Source organism: Myroides profundi (assembly GCF_000833025.1).
Taxonomy (GTDB): domain Bacteria; phylum Bacteroidota; class Bacteroidia; order Flavobacteriales; family Flavobacteriaceae; genus Flavobacterium; species Flavobacterium profundi_A.
The window spans coordinates 3,374,095-3,398,197 of the sequence record NZ_CP010817.1 but is presented as its reverse complement, the minus strand read 5'-3'; the positions used below and the strand labels follow the sequence as shown (position 1 = coordinate 3,398,197).

At 31.7% G+C, this 24,103-nt stretch carries 30 protein-coding genes; 28 read left to right on the top strand and 2 right to left on the bottom strand.

What is annotated here, in order from left to right; genetic code table 11:
- Window positions 1-102: 102 nt before the first annotated feature.
- From MPR_RS14975 to MPR_RS14925, 11 genes are all read left to right on the top strand, one after another.
- Entirely contained in the window at window positions 103-3,264 is a 3,162-nt protein-coding gene (locus MPR_RS14975; RefSeq protein ID WP_041893921.1) for a DEAD/DEAH box helicase, read from the top strand.
- A 347-nt stretch (window positions 3,265-3,611) separates the two neighbouring features.
- Window positions 3,612-5,102, top strand: coding sequence for a Fic family protein (locus tag MPR_RS14970; RefSeq protein ID WP_041893918.1), 1,491 nt, complete (start codon window positions 3,612-3,614; stop codon window positions 5,100-5,102).
- A 144-nt stretch (window positions 5,103-5,246) separates the two neighbouring features.
- Window positions 5,247-5,486, top strand: a complete 240-nt coding sequence (locus tag MPR_RS14965) for a hypothetical protein (protein ID WP_041895578.1) — start codon at window positions 5,247-5,249, stop codon at window positions 5,484-5,486.
- A gap of 49 nt (window positions 5,487-5,535) precedes the next feature.
- Window positions 5,536-6,369, top strand: coding sequence for a tetratricopeptide repeat protein (locus tag MPR_RS14960; RefSeq protein ID WP_041893916.1), 834 nt, complete (start codon window positions 5,536-5,538; stop codon window positions 6,367-6,369).
- 176 nt (window positions 6,370-6,545) lie between these two features.
- A complete protein-coding gene (locus tag MPR_RS14955) occupies window positions 6,546-7,082 on the top strand; it encodes a hypothetical protein (RefSeq protein ID WP_041893912.1) in 537 nt (178 codons plus the stop codon).
- Between the two features lie 147 nt (window positions 7,083-7,229).
- Window positions 7,230-8,135, top strand: a complete 906-nt coding sequence (locus MPR_RS14950) for a hypothetical protein (protein ID WP_041893910.1) — start codon at window positions 7,230-7,232, stop codon at window positions 8,133-8,135.
- A gap of 117 nt (window positions 8,136-8,252) precedes the next feature.
- The gene (locus MPR_RS14945; protein WP_235280459.1) at window positions 8,253-8,747 is read left to right on the top strand and encodes an ATP-binding cassette domain-containing protein; all 495 of its coding nucleotides are present in this window, start codon (window positions 8,253-8,255) and stop codon (window positions 8,745-8,747) included.
- A 30-nt stretch (window positions 8,748-8,777) separates the two neighbouring features.
- Window positions 8,778-9,140, top strand: coding sequence for a VOC family protein (locus tag MPR_RS14940; protein ID WP_082027836.1), 363 nt, complete (start codon window positions 8,778-8,780; stop codon window positions 9,138-9,140).
- Between the two features lie 115 nt (window positions 9,141-9,255).
- Window positions 9,256-9,927, top strand: coding sequence for a DUF6304 family protein (locus MPR_RS14935; RefSeq protein ID WP_041893906.1), 672 nt, complete (start codon window positions 9,256-9,258; stop codon window positions 9,925-9,927).
- 127 nt (window positions 9,928-10,054) lie between these two features.
- The gene (locus tag MPR_RS14930; RefSeq protein ID WP_235280458.1) at window positions 10,055-10,630 is read left to right on the top strand and encodes a hypothetical protein; all 576 of its coding nucleotides are present in this window, start codon (window positions 10,055-10,057) and stop codon (window positions 10,628-10,630) included.
- 108 nt (window positions 10,631-10,738) lie between these two features.
- The gene (locus tag MPR_RS14925) at window positions 10,739-11,401 is read left to right on the top strand and encodes a VOC family protein (protein ID WP_041893903.1); all 663 of its coding nucleotides are present in this window, start codon (window positions 10,739-10,741) and stop codon (window positions 11,399-11,401) included.
- Between the two features lie 18 nt (window positions 11,402-11,419).
- On the opposite strand, the gene MPR_RS14920 is transcribed toward MPR_RS14925, so the two are convergent.
- Window positions 11,420-11,764: a winged helix-turn-helix transcriptional regulator gene (locus MPR_RS14920; RefSeq protein ID WP_041893900.1), complete on the bottom strand. Its 345-nt coding sequence runs from the start codon at window positions 11,762-11,764 to the stop codon at window positions 11,420-11,422.
- Window positions 11,765-11,855: 91 nt separating this feature from the next.
- Between MPR_RS14920 and MPR_RS14915 the strand changes: the two genes are divergently transcribed.
- The 5 genes from MPR_RS14915 (at window position 11,856) to MPR_RS14895 (ending at window position 15,934) form a co-directional block, all read left to right on the top strand.
- Window positions 11,856-12,491, top strand: a complete 636-nt coding sequence (locus MPR_RS14915) for a peroxiredoxin-like family protein (RefSeq protein ID WP_041893897.1) — start codon at window positions 11,856-11,858, stop codon at window positions 12,489-12,491.
- A 99-nt stretch (window positions 12,492-12,590) separates the two neighbouring features.
- Window positions 12,591-13,382 (top strand): DNA alkylation repair protein, encoded by a 792-nt coding sequence (locus tag MPR_RS14910; RefSeq protein WP_041893895.1) that lies wholly within the window; start codon window positions 12,591-12,593, stop codon window positions 13,380-13,382.
- Between the two features lie 478 nt (window positions 13,383-13,860).
- Entirely contained in the window at window positions 13,861-14,265 is a 405-nt protein-coding gene (locus tag MPR_RS14905; RefSeq protein WP_041893892.1) for a hypothetical protein, read from the top strand.
- Between the two features lie 71 nt (window positions 14,266-14,336).
- Window positions 14,337-15,380 carry a DUF4421 family protein gene (locus tag MPR_RS14900; protein WP_235280457.1) on the top strand — a complete coding sequence of 348 codons (1,044 nt, stop codon included), beginning with the start codon at window positions 14,337-14,339 and terminating at the stop codon, window positions 15,378-15,380.
- A gap of 116 nt (window positions 15,381-15,496) precedes the next feature.
- Entirely contained in the window at window positions 15,497-15,934 is a 438-nt protein-coding gene (locus tag MPR_RS14895) for an acyl-CoA thioesterase (protein WP_074761274.1), read from the top strand.
- 54 nt (window positions 15,935-15,988) lie between these two features.
- Here the strand turns inward: MPR_RS14895 and MPR_RS14890 are convergent, their stop codons facing one another.
- The gene (locus tag MPR_RS14890; RefSeq protein ID WP_041893888.1) at window positions 15,989-16,438 is read right to left on the bottom strand and encodes a hypothetical protein; all 450 of its coding nucleotides are present in this window, start codon (window positions 16,436-16,438) and stop codon (window positions 15,989-15,991) included.
- Between the two features lie 231 nt (window positions 16,439-16,669).
- On the opposite strand from MPR_RS14890, the gene MPR_RS14885 reads away from it, so the two are divergent.
- From MPR_RS14885 to MPR_RS14835, 12 genes are all read left to right on the top strand, one after another.
- Complete coding sequence (locus tag MPR_RS14885) at window positions 16,670-17,701, top strand: cytochrome-c peroxidase (RefSeq protein WP_041893885.1); 1,032 nt, start codon at window positions 16,670-16,672, stop codon at window positions 17,699-17,701.
- A gap of 211 nt (window positions 17,702-17,912) precedes the next feature.
- Window positions 17,913-18,686, top strand: a complete 774-nt coding sequence (locus MPR_RS14880; RefSeq protein ID WP_041893882.1) for a 3'-5' exonuclease — start codon at window positions 17,913-17,915, stop codon at window positions 18,684-18,686.
- Between the two features lie 10 nt (window positions 18,687-18,696).
- Window positions 18,697-19,308: a fumarylacetoacetate hydrolase family protein gene (locus MPR_RS14875; RefSeq protein WP_041893879.1), complete on the top strand. Its 612-nt coding sequence runs from the start codon at window positions 18,697-18,699 to the stop codon at window positions 19,306-19,308.
- 4 nt (window positions 19,309-19,312) lie between these two features.
- A complete protein-coding gene (locus MPR_RS14870) occupies window positions 19,313-19,657 on the top strand; it encodes a hypothetical protein (protein ID WP_041893876.1) in 345 nt (114 codons plus the stop codon).
- 7 nt (window positions 19,658-19,664) lie between these two features.
- Complete coding sequence (locus tag MPR_RS14865) at window positions 19,665-20,909, top strand: CinA family nicotinamide mononucleotide deamidase-related protein (RefSeq protein ID WP_041893874.1); 1,245 nt, start codon at window positions 19,665-19,667, stop codon at window positions 20,907-20,909.
- A gap of 81 nt (window positions 20,910-20,990) precedes the next feature.
- Window positions 20,991-21,227, top strand: a complete 237-nt coding sequence (gene rpmB / locus MPR_RS14860; RefSeq protein WP_006260304.1) for a 50S ribosomal protein L28 — start codon at window positions 20,991-20,993, stop codon at window positions 21,225-21,227.
- A gap of 26 nt (window positions 21,228-21,253) precedes the next feature.
- Window positions 21,254-21,436, top strand: a complete 183-nt coding sequence (rpmG, locus tag MPR_RS14855) for a 50S ribosomal protein L33 (protein WP_006260303.1) — start codon at window positions 21,254-21,256, stop codon at window positions 21,434-21,436.
- A gap of 9 nt (window positions 21,437-21,445) precedes the next feature.
- Window positions 21,446-21,598, top strand: coding sequence for a DUF4295 domain-containing protein (locus MPR_RS18380; RefSeq protein WP_006260302.1), 153 nt, complete (start codon window positions 21,446-21,448; stop codon window positions 21,596-21,598).
- Between the two features lie 215 nt (window positions 21,599-21,813).
- Window positions 21,814-22,767 (top strand): signal recognition particle-docking protein FtsY, encoded by a 954-nt coding sequence (gene ftsY, locus MPR_RS14850; RefSeq protein ID WP_025124486.1) that lies wholly within the window; start codon window positions 21,814-21,816, stop codon window positions 22,765-22,767.
- A gap of 11 nt (window positions 22,768-22,778) precedes the next feature.
- Window positions 22,779-23,207, top strand: a complete 429-nt coding sequence (locus tag MPR_RS14845; RefSeq protein ID WP_041893871.1) for a hypothetical protein — start codon at window positions 22,779-22,781, stop codon at window positions 23,205-23,207.
- Window positions 23,208-23,215: 8 nt separating this feature from the next.
- Window positions 23,216-23,527, top strand: a complete 312-nt coding sequence (locus MPR_RS14840; protein ID WP_041893869.1) for a DciA family protein — start codon at window positions 23,216-23,218, stop codon at window positions 23,525-23,527.
- Window positions 23,528-23,665: 138 nt separating this feature from the next.
- Window positions 23,666-24,100 carry an RrF2 family transcriptional regulator gene (locus MPR_RS14835; RefSeq protein WP_041893866.1) on the top strand — a complete coding sequence of 145 codons (435 nt, stop codon included), beginning with the start codon at window positions 23,666-23,668 and terminating at the stop codon, window positions 24,098-24,100.
- Window positions 24,101-24,103 lie beyond the last annotated feature (3 nt).

The following is a 24,103-nucleotide window of genomic DNA, read 5'->3' as shown; positions in this document are numbered from 1 at the left end:
GTTATTTTAGGGTATTAAGAGATAACTTGAAAAATATTTTTACTAAATATTATAAGAAAGTATGAACTTAGTCATTAATATATTGACAGTAAAAAGTATTGGATGCAAACAGGAATATACGAGAGTTTAATCACAGAATCTTTAAAGAAAAGGTTATCGACTTTAGGTCCTAACTATTATGTAGAGAACAAGCAATTAGATATAGAAGAGGCAACTTTTTATTTGGCTCAGCATTTTACATCTGCTTTGTCTAAAGCTTTTGATGTTATTAAAGGTGTAAAAAAAGAAGAGCATGTTTCTTGTCAAATTGAAATGGTTAATAAGTTAATTACTTATTTGCATCAAGAGATAGAGGCTTATGATTTTACATCTGATATAATTAATGCAGATGGACAAATATTGACAGGTGTAATAGATAGACTAGAATGTGATTATAAGGATGTATCAGAATACTTAAAGGAAGTAATACCTGTTTCGCGATTAACGCAAAGTGAACTATTTACTGGAGGGAACTTAGGTTTGTCTTTAGATAGTGAGTTGAAGAAAGAAATTTTGTCTTCTGATAGAGTTGATCTTTTAGTTTCGTTTATTAAGTGGAAAGCTATTGTGTTACTACGACCTGCTTTGGAGGCATTCACAAGTAAAGGTGGTAAGTTGAGAGTATTGACAACAACTTATATGGGGGCAACTGATGCTAAGGCTATTGAAGAACTGTCTAAATTACCAAATACAGAAATAAAGATTTCATATAACATAGGTAATGAACGTTTACACGCTAAGGCCTATATGTTTTATAGAAATACAGGTTTTCATACAGCATATATTGGTTCTTCTAATTTTTCTAGGTCAGCATTAACTGATGGTTTAGAATGGAATGTAAAAGTGACTACTAAAGAAATACCTCAGATAATTAATAAGTTTAAGAAGACTTTTGAATCTTATTGGAATAGTGAAGAATTTGAGAGTTATAGTAGTTCTATTGATTATATAAAAATAACTGAGGCATTAAAACAGAGTAAAATAGGAAAATCTGATAACACTGAAGTGATGACATTTTTTGATCTGAAACCTTATTATTATCAGAAAGAGATATTAGAAAAATTAAATGTAGAAAGGTCACTTCATAAGTCTACTAAAAACCTAGTTGTAGCTGCAACAGGAACTGGTAAAACTATGATAGCAGCATTTGACTTTAAAGCTTATTTAAGAAGTAAACCTAATGCAAAGATGTTGTTTATAGCACATCGTATAGATATTTTGAAACAAGCAAGAACAAAGTTTAGACAAGTGTTGCGAGATAATAATTTTGGTGAACTGCAAGGTGATGGATATGAAGTGGGAAATAAGAAGCATGTATTCTCTACTATTCAAACTTTAAATAATGAAATACAGAAGGGAGAAGGAGTTACTTTAGATTATTATGATTATATCGTTTTTGATGAAGTACATCATGTTAAGGCTTCTACCTATCAAAAAGTACTTAATTACTTTAAGAGTAATATTTTGTTAGGGCTAACAGCTACACCAGAACGAATGGATGGGGGAAATATAGTAGAGGATTTTAATAATAGAATAGCAGCAGAAATACGTTTACCAGATGCTTTAAACAATAAATTGTTATGTCCGTTTCAATATTTTGCTATTTCAGATAGTATAGATTTGACAGATGTGATATGGAAACAAGGTAAATATGATACTAATCAATTAACAAAGGTATATACAACTAATGATATCCGAGTAGGCGAGATTATTTATAATATTGATAAGTATACAAAAGGTTTAGGAGATATTACAGCTTTAGGATTTTGTGTAAGCAAGGAGCATGCAGAGTTTATGAATAGAAGATTTCAAGAAAAAAACTTGAAGTCAGAAGTTTTAACATCAGATCAATCTAATAAACGAGATGAATTAATAGGGAAGTTAAAGAGAAGAGAAATTAATTATCTATTTGTTGTAGATATTTTTAATGAAGGAATAGATGTCCCTGAAATAGATACAGTCCTGTTTTTAAGACCAACAGAGAGTTTAACAATTTTCTTACAACAATTAGGAAGAGGATTGAGATTAAATGAGGGAAAGGAAGTATTAACAGTACTGGATTTTATTGGGAACTCCCGTTCAGAATATGATTTTGAACAAAAGTTTAGAGCATTGATAGGTAAAACGAATACAACCGTGTTAAATGAGATAGAACAAGATTTTCCACATCTACCTTTAGGTTGTTCTATTGTATTAGAAAAACAAGCGAAGGAGTATATACTTAATAATATCAAACAAGCTACTAATTTTAATAAGGGAAGTTTATTGAAATACTTGAAACGCTTTGGGCAGGATACTACTCTTCCATTAACTATACAGAATTTCTGTACTTTTTATTGTATTGATTTACAACATCTGTATAAGAATTGTTTATTTAGTATTTTAAAAGAAGATGCTTTAGGAGTTGATTTAAGGCTGAATAAAGAGTTAAGTAAACACTATATTTCTATGTTTACTAATAAATGGGCGGTTACTGAATCTTATCATTACTTTCAATTTGTATTACAGTTAATAGAGCAAGGTTTTGATTTAAGTAAAGTAAAAGGGAATAAAAAAGAAATTGAGTTAATGGCTTTAATGCTTCATTATGATTTTTGGAAGAAAGCCTCAACTACTATGTCTATACAAGAATCATTGTATATTATAGGTAGTGATAAAACTATGGTAGGAGAAATGAAAGAGTTTCTTTTGTATAAAATTGAACTGTTGACTTTTGAAGAAATAAAGTATGATGGATTGTCTTATGTGCTACCGTTGAGGATTCATAGTAGATATACAAGAGAACAGATTTTAGTTGCTTACCAATTGAGTACATTAGAAAAAAAGTCTCCTAATAGAGAAGGTGTAGCTGAAAATCCAGATCTGAATACAGAAGTATTGTTTATTAATTTACAAAAAACTGAAGAAGACTTTTCTCCAACTACAATGTATGATGATTATGCAATTAATGAAGTATTGTTTCATTGGCAATCACAGAGTATTATAGGAGAGAATACAAGCAAAGGACTTTCATATATAAACCAAAAAGAGAATGATAAGAAGATAGCTTTATTTGTACGTGAGGGAAAGTATAATGAGTTTAAAAAAACACAAGGTTATGTGTTTTTAGGTTATGCAGATTTTGTAAAACATGAAGGTTCTAAACCTATGTCTATAGTATGGCAATTAGAAGAACCTATTCCAAATTATATGTGGAAGGAAACTTTAAAAATGCGAATAGGTTAAATAACTAATTTAACTACAACAAAAGGATGTCACTTGCGCATCCTTTTGTTGTTTAGAATAGTATACCATTGTATAAAACTTCAGGGCTTATTTTTTCTCAGAATATTATCTAAATAGTATACTACATGATTTTTTAGGATGAGGGATAATTCTTAACTTCGCCTGCCGAAAAGAAACAGTTCATAAGAAGGTTGTTTTTGTAGTAAACAATAGGACTTAGAGGGCTGTTTAGCTATTTGTATTTTGTGCTAAATAAAGGGTGTGAGATTAGAAATAGCGAGGTTATATACGCTGGATTTTATAAGATAAATAGAATCAGGTATATAGATTTAAATTAATCAGTGAAGATGACTTATACAGAGGTAAAAATAAAGATAGATAACTTACAGCAACAGGTAGAGGCACTAGGAGGATTGAATAGTGAGCAATTTGTAACGCTGTCAGAGAAGTATAGATTAGAGTGTAACTATTACTCTAACGGTACAGAGGGAAATACACTGACTAAAGAAGAGATACGCAGCATGATTGCGGGAATGGTGAATGTGGAGAATAAGCCTCTTCGTGATTTGATGGAAATCAAGAAGCACGATGAGGTCTTAAAAGATATGTTAGGTGGAGGATTAGTAGAAGTACATCTGTCTGAGAAGTATATCAAAGAGCTTCACGCTAAGCTGATGTATGAAGAAGATGCAGAGAAGAAACTAACGATAGGACAATGGAAGCAATCTCCTAATGAGATGGTTACTTATAAGGGGGATAAATATCCTTATACGGGAGTGGCAGAGGTCAAAGCTGAGATGAAGGAACTGATCAATCGTACGAATGAGGCTATCGATTACATACTGAAAGGAAAGAAATATGCACCGCACCCTATCGATGTGGCATTAAACTTTCATGTTGATTTCTTGAAGATTAGCCCTTTTGATAGAGGGAATAGAGTTATCGCACGTATGCTGAGTAATCAGATTTTGATTGCATTCGTATATACTCCGTTTTGGATTACAGATAAGGAGAACAAAGCGTATGAGCAATACCTTGCGGATGTATTATGTTATGAGGGAGCTAAAGATGATTTGTTTGGTCATATCGGTCAACAAATTCTTCGTTCGCAACAGATGGTGGTGGATATTCAAGAAGGGAAGTCTATTGAAGAATCTGAGAAGTTCTACAACCAAATAGAAATGCTTAAGCGTCAATTAAAAGCGAAAGAGGAAGAGCAGAGTAAGGTGAAATCAGCTGCATGGTTAGAGTCTGTATTTATACATTCGATACGTCCTTTATTTACAGAAGTAGAGAATAACGTAAAAGATAGTTTTGGAGACTTATTCGATGAGATCATAGGACAGTATACTTTAGATGTTTCAGAAGAAGAGCTAGAAGAATTACTTTCTGATACTATAGAGCACCAAGAAGAGGAGTCTATCACTAATGAAGAGCAAGCAGTAGAAGAAGAGCCTATGACTAGTGAGGAGGAAGTGGTAGTAGAGGAAGAAAGTGTTGCTACTGAAGAGGAGATTAACGAAGATGAGGTATCAGAAGAGGATGAAGTAGGAGAAGAGATTTCTAATGAAATAGATTTAGACAATCCAAGTATTGTATGGAATAGAGCAGAAGGAATACAATCTATTATCCGTTTAGATGGATTCAAACTAATAGAAGGAGCAGAAGCTATAGAAGTAGGTTTAGCTTGTGTATTTACTGAATTGACTTATGTGATAGACTTAGGCAATGGTACAGTATTCGAAAAAGAGTACGATCAGCAATTAGAAACGCAGGATATAAAAGCTATTAGTGATTATACTTGCGAATTGATTGTCAAAAAAATCAATGAGATATAAGTATCTTTAGAAGATATAGTAGAAGAGAAGCGCTGTTTATGACAGTGCTTTTTTTGTGGGTAAAAGATAATTATTTTGATATTATTCATTGATTTGGAATGTTCTTTGATGATGAATAAGTGTTTAGTTTTAAAGTACTTAGTTATGGATATAGAAGCTCACTTACATCCTAATTACAGGATTTGTAGTATGTCTCCAGTGGAGATAAAAGAAGAATTGTCTACCTGGACAAGAGAAGAAATGATCGCATGGTTGTGTTGGAGTAATCCTACAGGAATTTTTATAGATAGTGAGGCTATCGTAGAGTATGGAGATATTATTTGGAGAAATGAAGCAATAGATTTGATTATGTATAAGATAGAAATAATGAATAAAGACGAATAAGTAGTTTAAAAAGAGTATTTTTAAATAACTAATTTAGATGTAGATAGTTATGAAATACCTTTTTATTGTCTTTGGATTATTTGTATTAGTAGGATGTCAATCATCTATAGAAAAGAATAAATATATTGAAGAACTCCAACTTAGTGAGGCGCAAGTAGTGAAACAAGATAGTATTATCACTCAATATGCTACTAATGGAGCTCATCAGTATCATTATTACTTAGATATGAATAAGTGGCAAACCAATTTAGATGAAGGGTTGAAGCAGGATAGTACAGTAGCTTATCTATGGCAACAGAAAGCAATGCCTTATTTTAAAAATAGGAAGTATGAGGTAGGTATGGAGTACCTAGATAAAGCTGTACGCTATGATGTGAAGCGTTATTTGTCTTATAGGGCTTTTATTAAGTGTGTATTTCTTAAGACTTATAAAGATGCAATTGCAGATTTTGAAGAATGTCTAATTCGCTGGGGAGACAGGTATGAAATGGATCATACGTATACCTTCTATATTGGATTGTCTTATTTACAATTGAATGAATTTGATACAGCAGAACAATACTTTTTACGAGCAGTAGAGAAACAGAAAGAAGTGTTTCAAGATATACACCATGTTGATTTGTTTTATTTAGGTATTATCAAGTATGAACAAGAACTATATCAAGAAGCAATTGACTATTTTGATAAGGCAATTAAGGAGTATAAAGAGTTTTCGGATGCCTATTATTATAAAGCTCTTTGTCAAGATAAGCTAAACGATAATGTAGCAAATGATACATTTAAGTTATTCGTGGAATATAATAAGATGGGATACTCTATCAATGAAGCGAATGCTATTTATGAATTATATCCTTATCAGATAAAGCCCAAGAGCCAGCGTTAATTAAATAGTACTTAATAGTTCTAGTACTAAAGTGTGTTTTATTACTAATTCAGGCCTGTTTTGTATAGTTACTGCCTATCGTTGATTCTGGGTTTAGAGAAAGTATTCAAATTAGTTGTTTTTAGGGATGCTGTTTAGTGGTAATAATATCTACATTTGCTGAAAATATAGAAGGTATGAAAAGAGCGTTAATGCTTATATGTATAGTAGCTATAACGATGAGCTGCAAACAGAATAATACAACTGAGGAGAAAACTGTAGAACAGACTGGTGCGGAGACGATAGTTTCTGTTCATGAGAGTGAGAAAGTAAAGCAGTTACAAAGCGAGTTATTGGTTCCAATGGAGATTAGTGATAAAGAGGCTAAAGAAGTGACTAAGAAGTATGGATTAGAGTTTGGAGGAAGTTGCTACGCTTGTGATGTTGCTAATATTATCATAGATGGAGAAATGATAAACTTGATGAACGCATGTGATTTGCAAACACAAATCTCTTATAAGATTACTAAAATAGAGGAGAAGGATAAGACAATAACCATACATACTCCATTAAATGAGTTCGTTTTTGAAAGAGTAGATGATTATCCTGTGTATCAATTAACTGTAAAAGGACAAGTAATCGATCAAGAACTGTATAGACCTGCAGGCTTTTATACTTTAAAGAGCTTATTAGAGTCTTTTGATGTTCATGATTGTGGTGATTTTGAGGGATAAGAATTGGTCTACAGTGTACTGTTAATAGTTCACAGGGACTAATGAAAAGATATAAAAAAAGTCGAAGTTAGTGCTTCGACTTTTTTGTTTGTTATCTGTAATAAATAGATCATTTTAATACCTATCTTGTGGTATAAATTAAAAGATATGCTAACTCTCTTGAAGTATTTAATAGAAATACGATTTAGGAAATATGTGTCTAAAGGAGATTACGTAGCGATGATGCTAATCTGTGGACTTTATATAGGTACTGCGGTATTAGCCTATTTTAATTACGCCATAGTAAAAGGTATATTTTATTTTGTGTTTCTAGATGCTATTCTATATCACATGAGTAGAATAGATATAGAATTATTAAAAGTATATAAGCATTATCGGATATTACTGTGGTTTGAATATCTGTTGTATAGTTTTCCTTTTTTAGTTGTGCTGATAGTAAACCAAGAATATATAGGATTAGGAAGTGTAGTCGTGTTATACTACCTCTTATCTTTTATCCCCAAGAAACAGTCAACTGTGGTTAAGTATCCTTTTTCTTTAGTCGATCCATTTTGGAGGATTAGTTTTAGGAAGTTTAAATTGTTGTGGATATTGCCTATTGTGATTTTGTTTAGTGTAATGGGAGTGAAACACAGTAACGAAAACTTGGTTATAGGGAGTTTGATATTAGCAGGAATCTTAACAATGATACCAACTTTTGAAAGAGAAAGGGAAACAGAGATTATGACAAGTGTATTAAATGGGGGAGAGTATTTAGAGCAACAGGTAAAAGTTCAGATGTTTAATTCTTTACTAGTTATAATGCCCGTTTTACTATTGGTTTTAGTATTGTCATTTGATTGGAATTATGTGTTTTGGGGAGTATTAGTTCTAGTTTTACCAATGTGTAATGCGGTATTAAAGTATCGTTTTTATAAGAGTGAATTAAAACATCAATTGTTTATAGCAAGTTGCTTTATAGGAATAGGTTTACCGCTAATAGCAATGCCTTTTTTGTATAAACGAGCAATTCGTCAATTAAATCAGATAAAGAATGTTGAAAGTAAATATTAAAGAAAAGAGTTATGGTAATCATCTTGTTCTAAAAGACATTCAATTTACTACAGATAAACCAGGTATTTATGGGGTAATGGGAAAAATGGAGAGGGAAAGACCACACTGTTTAAATGCATGCTTGGTTTAGAAAAATATACAGGAACTGTTGAATTAAATGACAAGATTCTTTCTCTGCAAGCGGTAGGATGGTGTGGTGCCGAACCTGCTGTATATGATGAGTTAACAGCAGAGGAGTTTTATACTTTTTACCAACATTTAATACAACAAAAAGGACAGGGTAATCAATTGTTATTTGAGTTGCCTACAGATAAGTTAATAAAAGAATTCTCTACAGGGATGAAGAAAAAGGTCTATCTGAATGCTGTACTTCAGAAAGAGTATAAGATGTATATACTAGATGAACCTTTTAATGGGCTAGATATAGAGGCTAATTATTATTTGATGAAGTATCTAGAGCATTTGTCTCAAGAGAGTATTGTATTTATTTCTTCTCATATAGCAGATGTGTTATATAAACATTGTCAAGCTATTTTTATGATAAAGGATAAAGGTATCAAACGCTATGAGCAAGAGGAGTTTAAAGAAATAGAAGAAGAATTTTTTAGATAGAAAGAAATGATAAAATATAGTTATACCATTATGTATGTGGTAGATGTGGAGACTACTGTAAGGTTTTATGAAGAGGCATTTGGGTTTGTACGTAAGTTCGTTACTCCGGAGGCTGATTATGGAGAGTTGGTATCAGGAGATACTACGATTGCTTTTGCACAAGTAGAGTTGGCAAGTAGTAATTTGAGTAAAGGATATCAACAGGTGAATAAAGAGAAACCTTTTGGGATCGAGTTAGGCTTTGTAGTGGAGGATGTAGCATTAGCAATACAGAAGGTAGAAAAGGCAGGAGGTACAGTATATGAGCCTATGACAGTAAAACCTTGGGGACAGACAGTAGGGTATGTTTTAGAAAATAATGGCTTCTTAATAGAGCTGTGCACAGCGATGTAAAGTATCCAAAAGAGATAAACTTGTTTTGCAATTTTGCTATACATTTGTGTTCTAATTCAGTTGTTTAGAAAGTGTTTATTGTTGAAATACTAAATTAGATAAAAGAAGATTAAGGATGGTGTATCAAGGTGTTTATACACATAAGAATAAGAGTATTCCTATAGAAATACATAATGATGGAGAATATCTCTCTGTAGAAATAGATGGATTACTGTTTAAAGGAAGAGAGTTTACTGATTTGGGTTATCAAGGGGATTTAGAAGAGGAAACTATTGATAGTACATGGATAACTATCGCCTCAGATTTAGATAACTGTTTGACAGATTGTCAATTTGAATTTACGGTATCTCAATACTTATTGTCATCAGATGGGATTACAGAACCTGTAGAGTTAATGATGTGCTTTAGTCATGGTAGCAATATAGAATCCAATACTACAAGTTTTCATGAAGAAGTTAGGACTGAATTGACGTGGAAGGAAAAGGTTTTGGTAGGGAAGAGTGGATTTGTTGAGGTAGCATTTGATCAATTGAAGGCTCAATTGCCTCAGGGATATTCATTAATGAACTGTTATGGTTGCTTATATGGAGATTATAGTATTTATGGGAATAGCTCTTTTGGAACAATGATGTGCTTTAAGCATATTAAGCAAAAGTATACTGAAGTAGGTAATAAAGAAGATTATAGTGATTTATGTGTAGATGAAAGTGATCTTATCGAGTGGGTACAAGAGATAAATTGTTGTGATGAGTTTGAGGTAAGAGGGAATGGTGGAGCTTATAGATAGATGAGGTGATTGAATAGAAATTAATATTACAATAAATACTACAGAATGAAAAAAGAAGTAGGAGTAAATGGGGAGAATTGTTTATTGTAATAGGTTAAGTTAGAGGAACAAGTTTAAGTTTTTGGTAATGATATATCTGTTGTTTATTGTTTTAATTATAGGAGGTATAGTTTTTTATAAAAAAAGCGCAGATAAGAAACGTATACCTATCAAAGAGTATACTTTAGTTTCGGAAGAATTAATTATTGCTTTTTTAGATAATGCAGAAGTAAGACAACATCGTTATCATTATGATTCTGCTAAAGATAAAGATGCTTTTTTAAATAAAGACTTTAGATATAGCCTTGCTGAACAGCGCGCTGGAATTGATAATATTTGGTTTCAAAAGAAACATACTACTGAGTATGACCTAAAGCAAAATAGAATAAACTATATTGAAAGTTTAGAATTAAATGAAGTACGTATACCGCTGTTGTTTGATGGTAAAGAGATGCAAGCTGTTGCTGCAATGGATATAGATCGATCTACTCTAGAGATACATTTATTTAATGAGAAAGAAGTCAAGGTACTGGCTCAGAAATACGAAGCAAAATCAGGAGAAGTTAAGTATGATTGTATTTTTGGTTTTGATTTTTTGCTAAGTGATAGTAAGTATGGAGAGATGTACTATACTACTTATATGCTTTATAGTAATATAAGCTAAGTAAGAGATTAATAGTCTTTATCTATCTAGATATAAATAAATGATGAGGAATTAATATGTAAGTATGAGTCTGTTTAAGGATATTTGTTTTATAAAAAAGAATAGAAGATGTATATAGTAAATTTAGATATAGAGACAAATCAATTAAAAGAAACAAGAGCGTTTTATACAGAGGTATTAGACTTTGATATTATTGAAGAGGTGAAAGGGAGCTTTGCTGTACAAGCAGGAGAAACTATTCTTACGTTTAAAGAGGTAGATACTCCTGTCAATGTATATCACTTTGCTTTTAATATTCCTTCTAATCAGATAGAAGAAGCATTAATCTGGTCAAGAAAGCATGTTGATTTAATAGAGAATGTGGAAGGGAATTTGGTTACTCATTTTGAAGCATGGAAGGCAAAGTCTATTTATTTTACAGATAATAACGGGAATATCTTAGAGTTTATAGCGAGAGAAGATATTTTACTTTCATTGAATGGACCTTTTGATCCTGTACAGATTACGTGTATTAGTGAGATAGGTGTAGTGGTAGAGAAGCCAATGGAGTCGGCAGAGAAGTTAATTCAAGAATACAATTTAAGTTACTTCAAAAAGGCAGAACCTACAGAACAGTTCTTGGCACTCGGAGATGATCAAGGGTTGATTATTATGGTAACACCTGATCGCAACTGGTATCCTACTAATATCCCTGCTAAGTTTACTAACACCGAGATGATCATAGAGGATAATGAAATGATGATTTCTTTAAAGAGTAAAGAGCTATATTAATAAAAATAATAAAAGAGACTATTCAGTAGTCTCTTTTTCTTTTAATAAGGTCTCGCCCCAAGCATTTAATTTCCATAATACTTCTACCAATTGTTCTCCTAGTGGAGTAAGGAGGTACTCTACTCTTGGAGGAAGTTCATTATAGCTTATTTTATACAGAACACCATCTTGTTCTAATTCTTTTAGTTGTTGATTAAGCACGCGGCGGTCTACTTTCATAATTCCTTTAAGCATTTCGCTTGGGCGTTTATGTCCTTGGTTAATTTGCCAAACGATGGGAATTTTCCACTTTCCACTGATGGCATTCACTGCAAATTCAAGTGGACAAATTTTTTCTTCTATTGCTCGTGCCTTTGTATTCATAAAAGTGACTTTTTTATCCCTATGGGGTGAATATATGCGGTATTGTATGATAATAAAGTGATTATCATCTTTGCAAAAATAAGACTTTAATATGAAAGAAATAAAACAAGCTTTAGATACAATGACTCAAGGGATGCAGTCTCAAGTGCCTGTAGAAACTATGAATGCTTTTGGTAATTCTATTATGGATTTGCACACAAAAAGTTTTGGAACAACATCAGAAGTAGGAATGATGTTTCCTTCAGTAGAGGTAGTGACAGAAAGTAATCAGCAGATTCCTATTGTTGATTTGTTTAAAGGTAAAAAGACTTTAGTTAGTTTTGTAAGAGGAAATTGGTGTCCTTTTTGTAATATAGAGATGGCTCATTTAATGAGTTATTATCCAATGTTACAGGATAAAGGCGTTGAGGTAATAGTAGTGTCACCAATGAATATAGAGCTCCTTAAAGATTGGAAGAGTGAGAATAAGATGTCTTTTCCAATTGTTCAAGATAAAAACTTAGTATTAGGTAAGGCATTAGATATCAAATTTGAATTACAAGATTTTGTACAGCCTCATTATGAGATGCTTGGAATAGATCTAAAACATTTGAATCAAACAGAAAAGACAGAATTAAATATACCTGCTGTTTATATAATAGATGATGAGGGAAGAATCAGCTTTAGATATATGGATGTGAATTATGGTAATCGTTTAGAATTGAAAGAGGTAATTAATGTTTTGTAACATTTAGACTGTATATTTATCTTTACAGTAGAGTCCTATTATTATATAGATAAGGAATAAAGCTCGTAAGAGCTTTATTTTGTTTTAAGAATGTTCATTATGGAGAATAGAAAAGGAGCAAGGTCAATTAAAGATATTCCTGAAGGTGTTTTAGCGATGTTAAATAAAGGTGAGTTGTCAAGTGTGAATTTGACAGAGTGGTTGGCGATTGATCAAAGGCAACTCGTCCAATATGTATTGTTGGATTTAAAAAAAGATATGTATACGAGCATCGTATTAGATGCTATAGAAAGCATAAAAAAGCCAACTGTAAATTCTATTAATCAATGTATAGGTTATACTTTGTATTGTTTAGCAAAGGAAAATGAAGATAGAGAATTGTTTGAATTATTAAAAAAGCATAAAAGTGATTTAGTACGATGTTGGGCGACTTATTTTATAGGTTATAATGATGCATTAAGTATAAATGAGAAGCTAGAAGAAATTAAATACTTTGCAGGGGATGGGCATTTTGGAGTTAGAGAGATTTGTTGGATGGCTGTACGTGCTGATATTATAGATAAGTTAGACGAAAGTATAACAATATTACTTACGTGGACTAAGGATGAGAATGAATATATAAGAAGATTTGTGACTGAGTCTACAAGACCTAGAGGAGTATGGTGTAAGCATATTGATAGGTTAAAAGAAAATCCAGAAGTAGGCCTTCCTTTATTAGAAGCTTTAAAAGAGGATTCTTCTAAGTATGTGATGGATAGTGTAGGTAATTGGCTAAATGATGCTGCTAAAACACAACCTGCTTTTGTGTTAGAAGTCTGTGATAAATGGGAAAAACAAAATAATTCTAAGGGAATTCAGTATATTATAAAGAAGGCTAAACGAAGCCTATGAATTAGAAATAAATAAGTTTTTTTAATAAAAATGCATTGTTTCGCTCTTTTATGAGATTTCTTTAATGTCAATAATTGACGTAATGTGAATTGTTAGTGTTGTTTTTTACTTTTTTGTTATCTTATTTTAATACTTTTTATTCGGATGTGAATTTAAAAGTGAAATTATATTGGTTTATTGATTCGGTTATTGTTTGAAAATAAACTATTGTGTATATTATATGTTTATTTTTTGTGTTTTTGATAAAAATAGGAGTTTGACTTTTTTAAAACGTATTGCTGTATATTAAAAAAATGAAAATAATTTGAATTGTTTAAGATATAATTGATTTTAATGTTATTTTTTATCTAAAAAAATAAGTTATACAGTCTCAAAGTTTCTTAAAAATGGATAGTAATTTAAAAATAATATATAATGTTGTGAGAACTAATGTTTTACTATCTTTATCAATGAAAAGAAAATTAAATTTTGTTGTTTTATGAAAGCAGAAGTACAATTCAATGACTTCACAGGAAGTATCGCGGCTGATATATCAGATATCATCGCTGCAAAAAAAGGGAATTACATCAGCAGTATTGGGGAGTACTTTGATGTGGATCAAGAGAGATTTAAAGTTGTAGGATTATCTTTAACAGGAATCAGTGACTTTAAAGTAACTCTAATCTGTGTAGATAAAGAAAAAAGCACAGAGAGTAAAGAGCATATTGTAAAATTGACCTTAGAGTTGGACGAAGAAGGACAAAAAGAAATGTTGCATTTATTGTTTAAACGTTTAAATCTTGTTTTATTTGATGCTGGTGAGAAGCATTACTCAACTTTAGAATGTGACGAAGAAGTTGCATTCAATGAATATCATGTATATGACTATTATGATGTAAACTAACTCTTTTAGTCTATTAAAAACTTAATGAACCTCTAGTGATAAACTAGAGGTTTTTTTATTAATATTGTTTCGTGATAATTAATTGTTTAGCTATAGTGAGATATTTAAAAGCGCTAGTATTCTTTCTTTTTTCAATCTCTGTTTTTGCACAGGTTGATTCTACTTATGTGAAAGATCATATAAAACCTTATGGTGTTAAGTTTGCTATAGGTAAAGATGTATTGGCACTAGATTATACTCTAGAAGATAAAAAGAGTACACAGACATTTGAGTCTAATAAACCAGTGAGCATAGGTGTAGGTTTTTTATGGGGAAGTTCTTCTTTTAGTTTTAGTCATGGTTTTTCTTTTATGAGAGAGAAGGAAAAGGGTAAGACAAAAGCAACAGATTTCCAATACCATCATTATGGAGATAAATTTCTGATAGACTTATATTATAAACGCAATAAGGGATTTTATAGATATAAAGAAAATCATAAGGATGACACTCCTACAGCAGAAGATATTTTTCCAGATTTTAAAATTCATATGTATGGAGCTTTATTTCAATATGTGTGGAATAATGAGAAGTACTCATTAGGTGCAGCATACGATTTAAGCAAAGTACAAATGAAGTCAGCTGGATCTCTACTATTAGGAGGAGGGATGTTTTATTCATCGCTTCGAAATATTCCGGTTCTTTCAGAAGAGTTAAACGATTATGATAAGCGTACTTACCATTTTGGTCCGAATATAGGGTATGGGTATAACTGGGTGCCTTATAAAAAAGTATTGGTAGCAGGCGCGTTTACATTTGGTGTGAATGGTGCAATAGAAGAGAATTTATTAACGAACAAGACTGTTTTTACAGTTAACCCTTCTGTGGTAGGAAGATTCTCTCTTGGTTATATAGGGGAGGAGTGGATTGTTAGTGCATCTGCAGTAGCTAATGGGTTGTTCTTAAACATGAAGAAGGATTATCAAACGGGGTTGTTGGCAAGCACATTTAACTTTACTGTTATCAAAAGATTTAATTTAAAAAAGGAAATTAAATTTCTTAAGAAAGATTACAATTGGAAGGAAGCGATATTTGGAAGTAAAAGAAATGATGTGAACAATGCTATAAATGAAGAATAATATCCATACACTTTTGAAAAAAACTTTTTAGTAGGAGTTTAGATATTATGCAGAAAGTAGAGTTGTGTTTTAATATGTTTTTTATATCTTCAATCTCTAACTTTAGATGAGTAAATATGGATTTTAATAGTAATGATTTTAGGTTTTTCCATCCTTTAGAGATTAGATGGAGTGATATGGATGCTTTGGGACATGTTAATAATGTGATGTATATCGACTATTTTCAGATTGGTAGAGGGTATTATATGAATGAAGCTAGTAAGACATGGGATTGGTTTAAACATATGTTTGTGATAGCTAATATCTCGTGTAATTATATTAAGGAGATTAAGTTAAATGTAAGGCATCCTAAGATAGGGGTAAGAATATCTAAAATGGGAGGTAAGAGTTTTGAGATTGAATATGCTATTGTTAGTGAAGGGGAGAATAGAGATCTAATCTTACATGCCATAGGTACAAGTACGCAGGTGATGATGGATATCAAAGAGAAAAAAACAATAGAGATTCCGACTTGGTTAAGAGAAGAGATAGAAAACTATGAACCAGGATTATAAGAAAAAAGCAACTATATATGGAACTATAGTTGCTTTTTTTATAAATGAATATCATTAGTATCTGTCATTTTTCCATAAAGCGATATCCGCTAGTATTCGTTGCGTATCAGCATTAACTTCTTTTAGATGCTCTGATGTATAGAGTGTGTATCTGGCTTTGTCTAGTTGTAGCCTCACTTCATAATCGCTAATTATTTTAACTGTGATTTGTTTAGTCTTATCTGTGAACTCTTGAAACCTCGTATTTTCTTTATTTTCTCTTAGGGTCAAGTATACAGGCTCTGTCTTTTCATTTAGTTTAGCATCTTGTTGATATACTAAAGTAGCTTCACCGTTCTCATAGGTGAAAAAGTAATTTTTAAACATAAAGGTTTTAGCAGAATAGACTACTGTTTTTTCATTCTTTAGTTTATAAGGTGAAGATACTATTGTTTCTGTGGTGTGACAACTCGTGCAAATTATCGCTAAAGAGAAAGGGATAAGAAGAGAATAAATTGTTTTCATAGTATTTTATCGTTGTTGGTTATAGCCAAAATAGAGTAAATATTTAATAAAACAAAATGTTAATTGGTTAATGTTTGTTTTTTGATATCATTTTTTGAGTTTATGATTATTCTATTGGATTAAAGTTGAGAAAATAGTAAAACCATAAGTAGTGATGTAAGGTGATATATGTCATTCTTCTTATTCTTTATACTAAGTAACTTGATATCATAAATCAAAGAAGTATTAAATATGAAAAAGCGACTAGTTTTATTGACTGTTTTATTGGCATTGGTAAGTTGTAAAAAAGAGCAAAAAAGTAATTCTGATGATAAAGGGGAAGTAAAGTCTGAATTACTAACAAAAGCCTCAGCTTACTTTCAACCTATCTCTTCTGTAGAGAATACAAATTTAGATCCAGAGAAAGTAGCATTAGGGAAATATTTATATTTTGATACAAATCTATCTAAGGATGGAAATATCAGTTGTAATTCATGTCATAATTTAAATACTTATGGAGTGGATAATTTAGCATTCTCTCCTGGAGATGATGGATCATTAGGAGGACGAAATTCTCCTACAGTGTTTCACGCAGCCTTGCACAGTATGCAGTTTTGGGATGGTAGAGCAAAAGATGTAGAAGAACAAGCTGGAGGGCCAATTCTAAATCCTGTAGAACACAATATTAAAGACGAAAAGGAACTAGAAGATAGATTGCGTAAAATAGATATGTATAAGGAGAAATTTGCTGCAGTATATAAATCAGATAAAGAACCTATTACATTTAAGAATATTACGAATGCCATTGGTGCATTTGAGCGTACATTAATGCCTGAAAGCAGATTTGACAAATTCTTAGATGGGGATATAACGGCTTTAACTGCACAAGAACAAAAGGGATTAGAGACTTTTATTTCTGTAGGATGTATTACTTGTCATAATGGAGTAGCGCTAGGAGGACAGATGTTCCAAAAATTCGGAGTGTATGGTGACTATTGGCAAGAAACTAAATCTGCGAAGATTGATAATGGATTAGCAGATTTAAGTAAAAAGGATACAGAGAAATATTTGTTTAAAGTACCTGGGTTAAGAAATATAGAACATACAGGTCCTTATTTTCATGATGGTTCTGTGAAAGATCTAAAAGAGGCTGTGCGTATCATGGCTAGTCTACAAACAAATGTAAAATTAAGCCAAGAGCAAATAGATGATATTACAGTATTCTTAGGAAGTTTGTCTAGTGATATAAAAGATGAGGTAAAAAAATCACCTTTTGAGTCATAGGTTTGGTTAAATATGTTATTTTAAATGTTTTATTTAAAGGCTGTTCTGTTTAAGAATAGCCTTTATTATTTGTGATAATTGTTATATATTCATGAAGATAATAAAAAGTAAATATGTTGATATTAGTTATTAATGTTAAAAAAGTTAGCATTGGTTTTTAATTTGCTAAAGTTTACATTTATTATATTTGTAATTAAATAAAAATAGAATAATGGAGTTGAAATTACATAGACCGATTTGTTTCTTTGATTTAGAGACAACAGGTATAGACGTAGCAAGAGACAGAATTGTAGAGATATCGATATTAAAAGTGTTTCCAAACGGAAATAATGAGAGTAAGACATGGCTAGTTAATCCAGAGAGAGCTATACCAGCGCAGTCTACAGCTATACATGGTATTACGGATGAGAAGGTAGCGAATGAGCCAACGTTTAAAGAATTAGCTCCGCTAGTGTATAATATGATTAAAGATTCTGATTTAGCTGGATTTAATTCAGATCGTTTTGATATTCCATTATTAGCAGAAGAATTATTAAGAGCAGGAGTAGACTTCGAAATGGGGAATAGAGTATCTGTAGATATTCAGACTATATTCCATAAAAAAGAGGAGCGTACATTAAGTGCTGCTTATCGTTTTTATTGTAATGAGAGTCTAGATAATGCTCACTCAGCAGCAGCAGATACTAATGCTACTTATGAGATATTAAAAGCACAATTAGATAGATATGAGGATTTAGAGAATGATATGAAATTGTTGTCTGAGTATACTACTCGTAAGAAAAGTGTTGATTTTGCAGGATTTATTGCTTTAAATGAAGAAGGTAAAGAGATATTTACTTTTGGAAAGCACAAAGGAGCATTGGTAGATGAAGTATTAGAGAATGAACCTGGATATTATGGTTGGATTCAGAATGCAGATTTTCCATTGTATACTAAGAAAGTATTGACTGGTCTAAAATTGAGAAAATTAAATAATAAGTTGTAATTACGTCTTTATGAAGATAGTTTGTATTGGAAGAAATTATGTAGAGCATATTGAAGAGCTGAACAATGAAAGACCTTCAGAGCCTGTATTATTTATTAAACCTGATTCTGCTTTATTGGGTAGAGAGTGTCCATTTGCTATTCCTGAGTTTTCTGATGATATTCATTATGAAGTAGAAGTAGTGGTGAAAATTACTAAAGTAGGTAAGCATATTGAACCTAAGTTTGCTCATAAGTATTATGACGAGGTTACTGTAGGGATTGATTTTACAGCTAGAGATATGCAGAGCAAATTAAAAGAAAAAGGATTGCCTTGGGAAAAGGCGAAAGCTTTTGATGGATCTGCTATGTTAGGTGAGTTTATTGACAAGCAAGAATTAGATAATCTTTATGATACTACATTCTCATTAATACAAAACGGTAATACAGTACAGGAAGCTAGTACTGCACAGATGATTTGGAATATAGATGAAACTATAGCAGAAGTATCTAAATACTTTACTCTGAAGAAAGGAGATTTAATCTTCACAGGTACTCCAAAAGGAGTAGGAAAAGTAAATGAGGGAGATGTGCTAGAAGGAACTCTAGCAGGTAAAAAGTTGTTTCGTCTAAATGTGAAATAAGCGTATGGCACTTCATTATGATTTAGGACCTATATTACAGACTTATAACGATGATCAGGCGTTAGTGAATGCTGGTTTAATTGTTTTTGTTGAAGAGTCTAAAGATTTGGTCAAAAAAATAAAGATAGGAATCAATGAAAAAAACTATGATGACGTAGCAGAAAGTATGAATATACTGATGCCTTCATTAGAGTTTTTAGGAATGGAACAAGCTATCGAGGAGGCTTCTTTAATAGAAGAATGGGCAAAAGAAAAAGGAAAAACTAAAGCTGTAAAGGAGACTTTTAAAATCTTTAAAGAAAGAGTAAAGAGAGCTCGTAAAGAAATACAGAAAGATTTTAGCTTATAGAAATAGTATGAAAGCAAGTATAATCACTATAGGAGATGAGATTCTCATCGGTCAGATTGTAGATACTAATTCGGTGTATTTAGCTAAGGAACTTGATTTGTTAGGGTTCGAAGTGTCAGAAATTATAACTATTTCTGATAAAAAAGAATCAATAGAGAAGGCTATGTCTTTTCAGATAGGACAGGTGGACTTAGTTATAATGACAGGAGGATTAGGACCGACTAAGGATGATGTGACTAAAAAAGTGTTTTGTGACTTTTTTGAGGATCATTTAGTCGTAGATGAGCAAGTTTTAGCTCATGTTACAATTCTTATAGAGGATTACTTTAAAAGGCCTATTTCAGAGGTCAATAAACAACAAGCTTTAGTGCCTTCTACTTCTACTGTTTTATTTAATACAGTAGGTACAGCTCCAGGAATGTTAATGCAAAAAGGCAACACTACTTTTGTTTCTTTCCCAGGAGTTCCTTTTGAGATGAAAACAATATTTAGCGAGCAATTAGTCCCTTATATTAAAGATCACTTTAAGGGGATATTTAATATCCATAAAACGATAATTACTTATGGTATTGGAGAAAGTTTGTTAGCAGAATATCTTGAAGATTGGGAGAATAATTTACCGTCAGATATAAAATTAGCTTATTTACCAAGCCCTGGTAAAGTAAGATTACGTCTGTCAAGTAGAGGTTTTAATCAGGATTTTTTGTCTCAAAGTATTGAAATGCAAATCGATAGGATGCCTGAGTCAGTAAAAGAACATATTCGAGCTTATGAGGATATTGACTTTCCTGAAATTATCACAAAAGAGTTGCAAATTAGAAATAAAACTATTTCTTTTGCAGAAAGTTGTACAGGTGGACGGTTAGCTGTTATGTTTAATGCTAAACCTGGGTCTTCTGCTTACTTTAAAGGAGGAATGGTATGTTATGCAACCGAGAGTAAAGTAAATATATTAGGAGTCAATCAAGATACAATAAATAAATATACAGTAGTTAGTGAAGAAGTAGCTATGGAAATGGCTGAGCAAGCACGATTAAAATTTAATAGTGACTATGCAATTGCTACTACTGGAAATGCTGGACCATCTAAGGGAGATTCTGATGTCGAGGTAGGAACTGTATGTATAGGAATCGCAACGCCAACAGGAGTGTTTACAAAAAAATACGAATTAGGCCAACCAAGAGAAAAGGTTATAAACAGTGCTATAGCAAAGGGTTTAGAATTGATATATAATGAAATATTAAAAAAATAACCTAAAAGAATTTGTAAGATAATTTTCTTTTTCGTTACTTTGCACCCTGATTTTGAATATTGAAATAAAAGATAAGAAATAATGTCAAGAGTTTGTGAAATTACTGGTAAAAGAGCAATGGTTGGAAACAACGTTTCTCACGCGATGAATAAAACTAAGAGAAAGTTTTCTGTGAACTTAGTTAAAAAACGTTTCTACATTGCTGAAGAAGACAGATGGGTAACATTGAAATTATCAACGTCTGCATTAAAAACAATTAACAAAAAAGGTATTACTGCTGTATTGAAAGATGCAAAAGCAAAAGGATTAGTAAAATAATTCATACCATTAAAAAATAGAATACGATGGCAAAGAAAGGGAACAGAATTCAAGTAATCTTAGAATGTACTGAACACAAAGCATCTGGTTTACCAGGAACTTCAAGATACATCACGACTAAGAATAAGAAAAACACACCTGATAGATTAGAGATTAAAAAATTTAATCCTATCATGAAGAAAGTAACAGTTCACAAAGAAATTAAATAATTATTAGTCATGGCAAAGAAAACCGTAGCGACTTTAAGAACATCTTCTAAAAAGTTGACGAAAGCAATTAAAATGGTTAAATCTCCTAAAACTGGAGCTTACACATTCGTTGAAGCTGTTATGGCTCCTGACTTTGTGGATGATTTCTTAAACAAGAAGTAATTTTACCATTATAAAGATCTTGAAAAGCTGTCTATAATAGACAGCTTTTTTTGTGTATATATTTATGATACCAAATTTTATTTGAAAGCACCTTTTATGGCTGCTTTTTTCATTTATAATAAAAAGAACAAAAGTTGTTTATTTTTTTATCCTGTGATTTGGGTAAATTGATTCACTTTTTATTCTTTATATTTGCAGTAGTTAATAAAAGTAATATGAGTTTTTTTAAGAAGTTATTTTCTTCGGAAAAGAAGGAAACTTTAGATAAAGGTTTAGAAAAGTCTAAATCTTCTTTTTTCTCAAAACTGACTAAAGCAGTTGCTGGTAAGTCAAAAGTAGATGATGATGTACTTGATAATCTAGAAGAAATACTTGTGTCATCTGATGTAGGTGTTAATACTACATTGAAAATTATTGAGCGTATTGAAGAGCGTGTTTCGAGAGATAAATATGTTGGAACAGATGAGTTAAATCAGATTCTTAGAGATGAGATAGCAGGATTGTTATCAGAGACTCAATCTGGTGAAGCAACAGAGTTTGAAATTCCGAAAGATAAAAAACCTTATGTGTTGATGGTAGTAGGGGTAAATGGTGCTGGAAAAACAACAACTATAGGAAAATTAGCTTATCAATTTAAGAAAGCAGGATTGAATGTTGTATTAGGTGCGGCAGATACATTTAGAGCAGCTGCTATTGATCAATTACAAGTGTGGGCAGATAGAGTAGGTGTGCCGATTGTAAGACAACAAATGGGAAGTGATCCAGCTTCTGTTGCTTTTGATACTTTACAGTCTGCGGTAACTCAGAACGCTGATGTTGTAATTATAGATACAGCAGGTCGTCTACACAATAAAGTAAACTTAATGAATGAGCTTACTAAAGTTAAACGTGTTATGCAGAAAGTTATTCCAGATGCACCTCATGATGTAATGTTGGTATTAGATGGTTCTACAGGACAAAACGCCTTTGAACAAGCTAAGCAATTTACAGCAGCAACAGAAGTAAACTGTTTGGCTGTAACTAAATTAGATGGAACTGCTAAAGGTGGTGTAGTTATTGGTATATCTGATCAATTCCAAATACCTGTTAAGTATATAGGTGTAGGAGAAGGAATCGAAGATTTGCAAGTGTTTAATAAATTTGAATTTGTTGATTCATTTTTTAAATAGAAGTACTAATTATGAGTAGATTATATAAAGTGTTTTTCATAGGTATACTTTTTTTAGTAGCAAGCTGTGGGAAAGAATTTACACCTGAGGATTTAAAGATAATTAATGGTTATTGGGAAATAGAGAAAGCAAAATTGCCAGATGGTGAGGTGAAAGATTACACTATTAATTCATCTATTGATTTCTTTGAGATAAATGATAAAGGAGTTGGTTTTCGTCAGAAGGTAATGCCACAAGTGAATGGTGAGTATTTAACGAATGAGGTGCAAGAAAACCTTACTATAGTTAATGAAGAGGGGAAGACTTGGTTAATGTATAAGACTGAGTTTGCTGAATGGAAAGAAGAGTTAATAGAATTGGATGAGGATGAGTTTGTTGTTAAGAACGAAAGTGATATTATCTATTATTATAAGAAGGCAGTACCTTTTACCTTAAAATAATGTAAGCATTGAAAAAGTATGATGTAAATAAACGATTAAGAGAGGAGAGCAGTATTCAGGATCTTTTAAAGATTTTTATAAAGGAGAATAACTTAGATAAAGGGATTGATAATCTTGATGTTCGTGCCGCTTGGAAGAATCTATTAGGACCAGGAATAGCTAATTATACATTAGATATACTCTTAAAACGTGATGTACTTTATGTAGCTTTATCTTCTCCTATCGTACGCGAGGAATTAACTTATGGTAAGAGTAAGATAATTAGAATGATAAATGAAGAGTTAGGGAGAGAGGTAATAAAAGAAATAGTTTTTAGATAAGTTATAATGTATAATTATCTATATAGGAAGCAATATTAGTCTATTAGACTAATATTGTTTTTTTATTTTATATATAAAGGACTTTATTGTCTTTTATATGTAGAATTGTTTTATATTTGTACTATTAAAATAAATGATATGTTTTCTAAAGCTTGTGAATACGCTATTCGTTCAGTTGTTTTTATCTCAGTATCTTCACTGAAAGGGGAGCGTGTAGGTTTTAAAGAAATAGCAAAAGAGATAGATGCTCCAGAAGCTTTTACAGCTAAGATACTTCAAAAGCTGTCTAAGAGTGGAATAATCGACTCGGTTAAAGGAGTAGGAGGAGGATTTGAAATTCCGATAGCAAGCTTAGACAATATTAAGTTATGTGAAGTGGTGAATGTGATCGATGGTGATTCTATCTACAAGGGATGTGGATTAGGATTAGCTCAATGTTCTGAGACGCACCCATGTCCTGTTCACTTTAAATTTAAAGCAATCCGAGAAGGGTTGAGAAATATGTTAGAAACTACTACTTTGCGAGAGTTAGCCAATGGTACCAAGTCTGGTGATACTTTCTTGAAGTTGTAACTA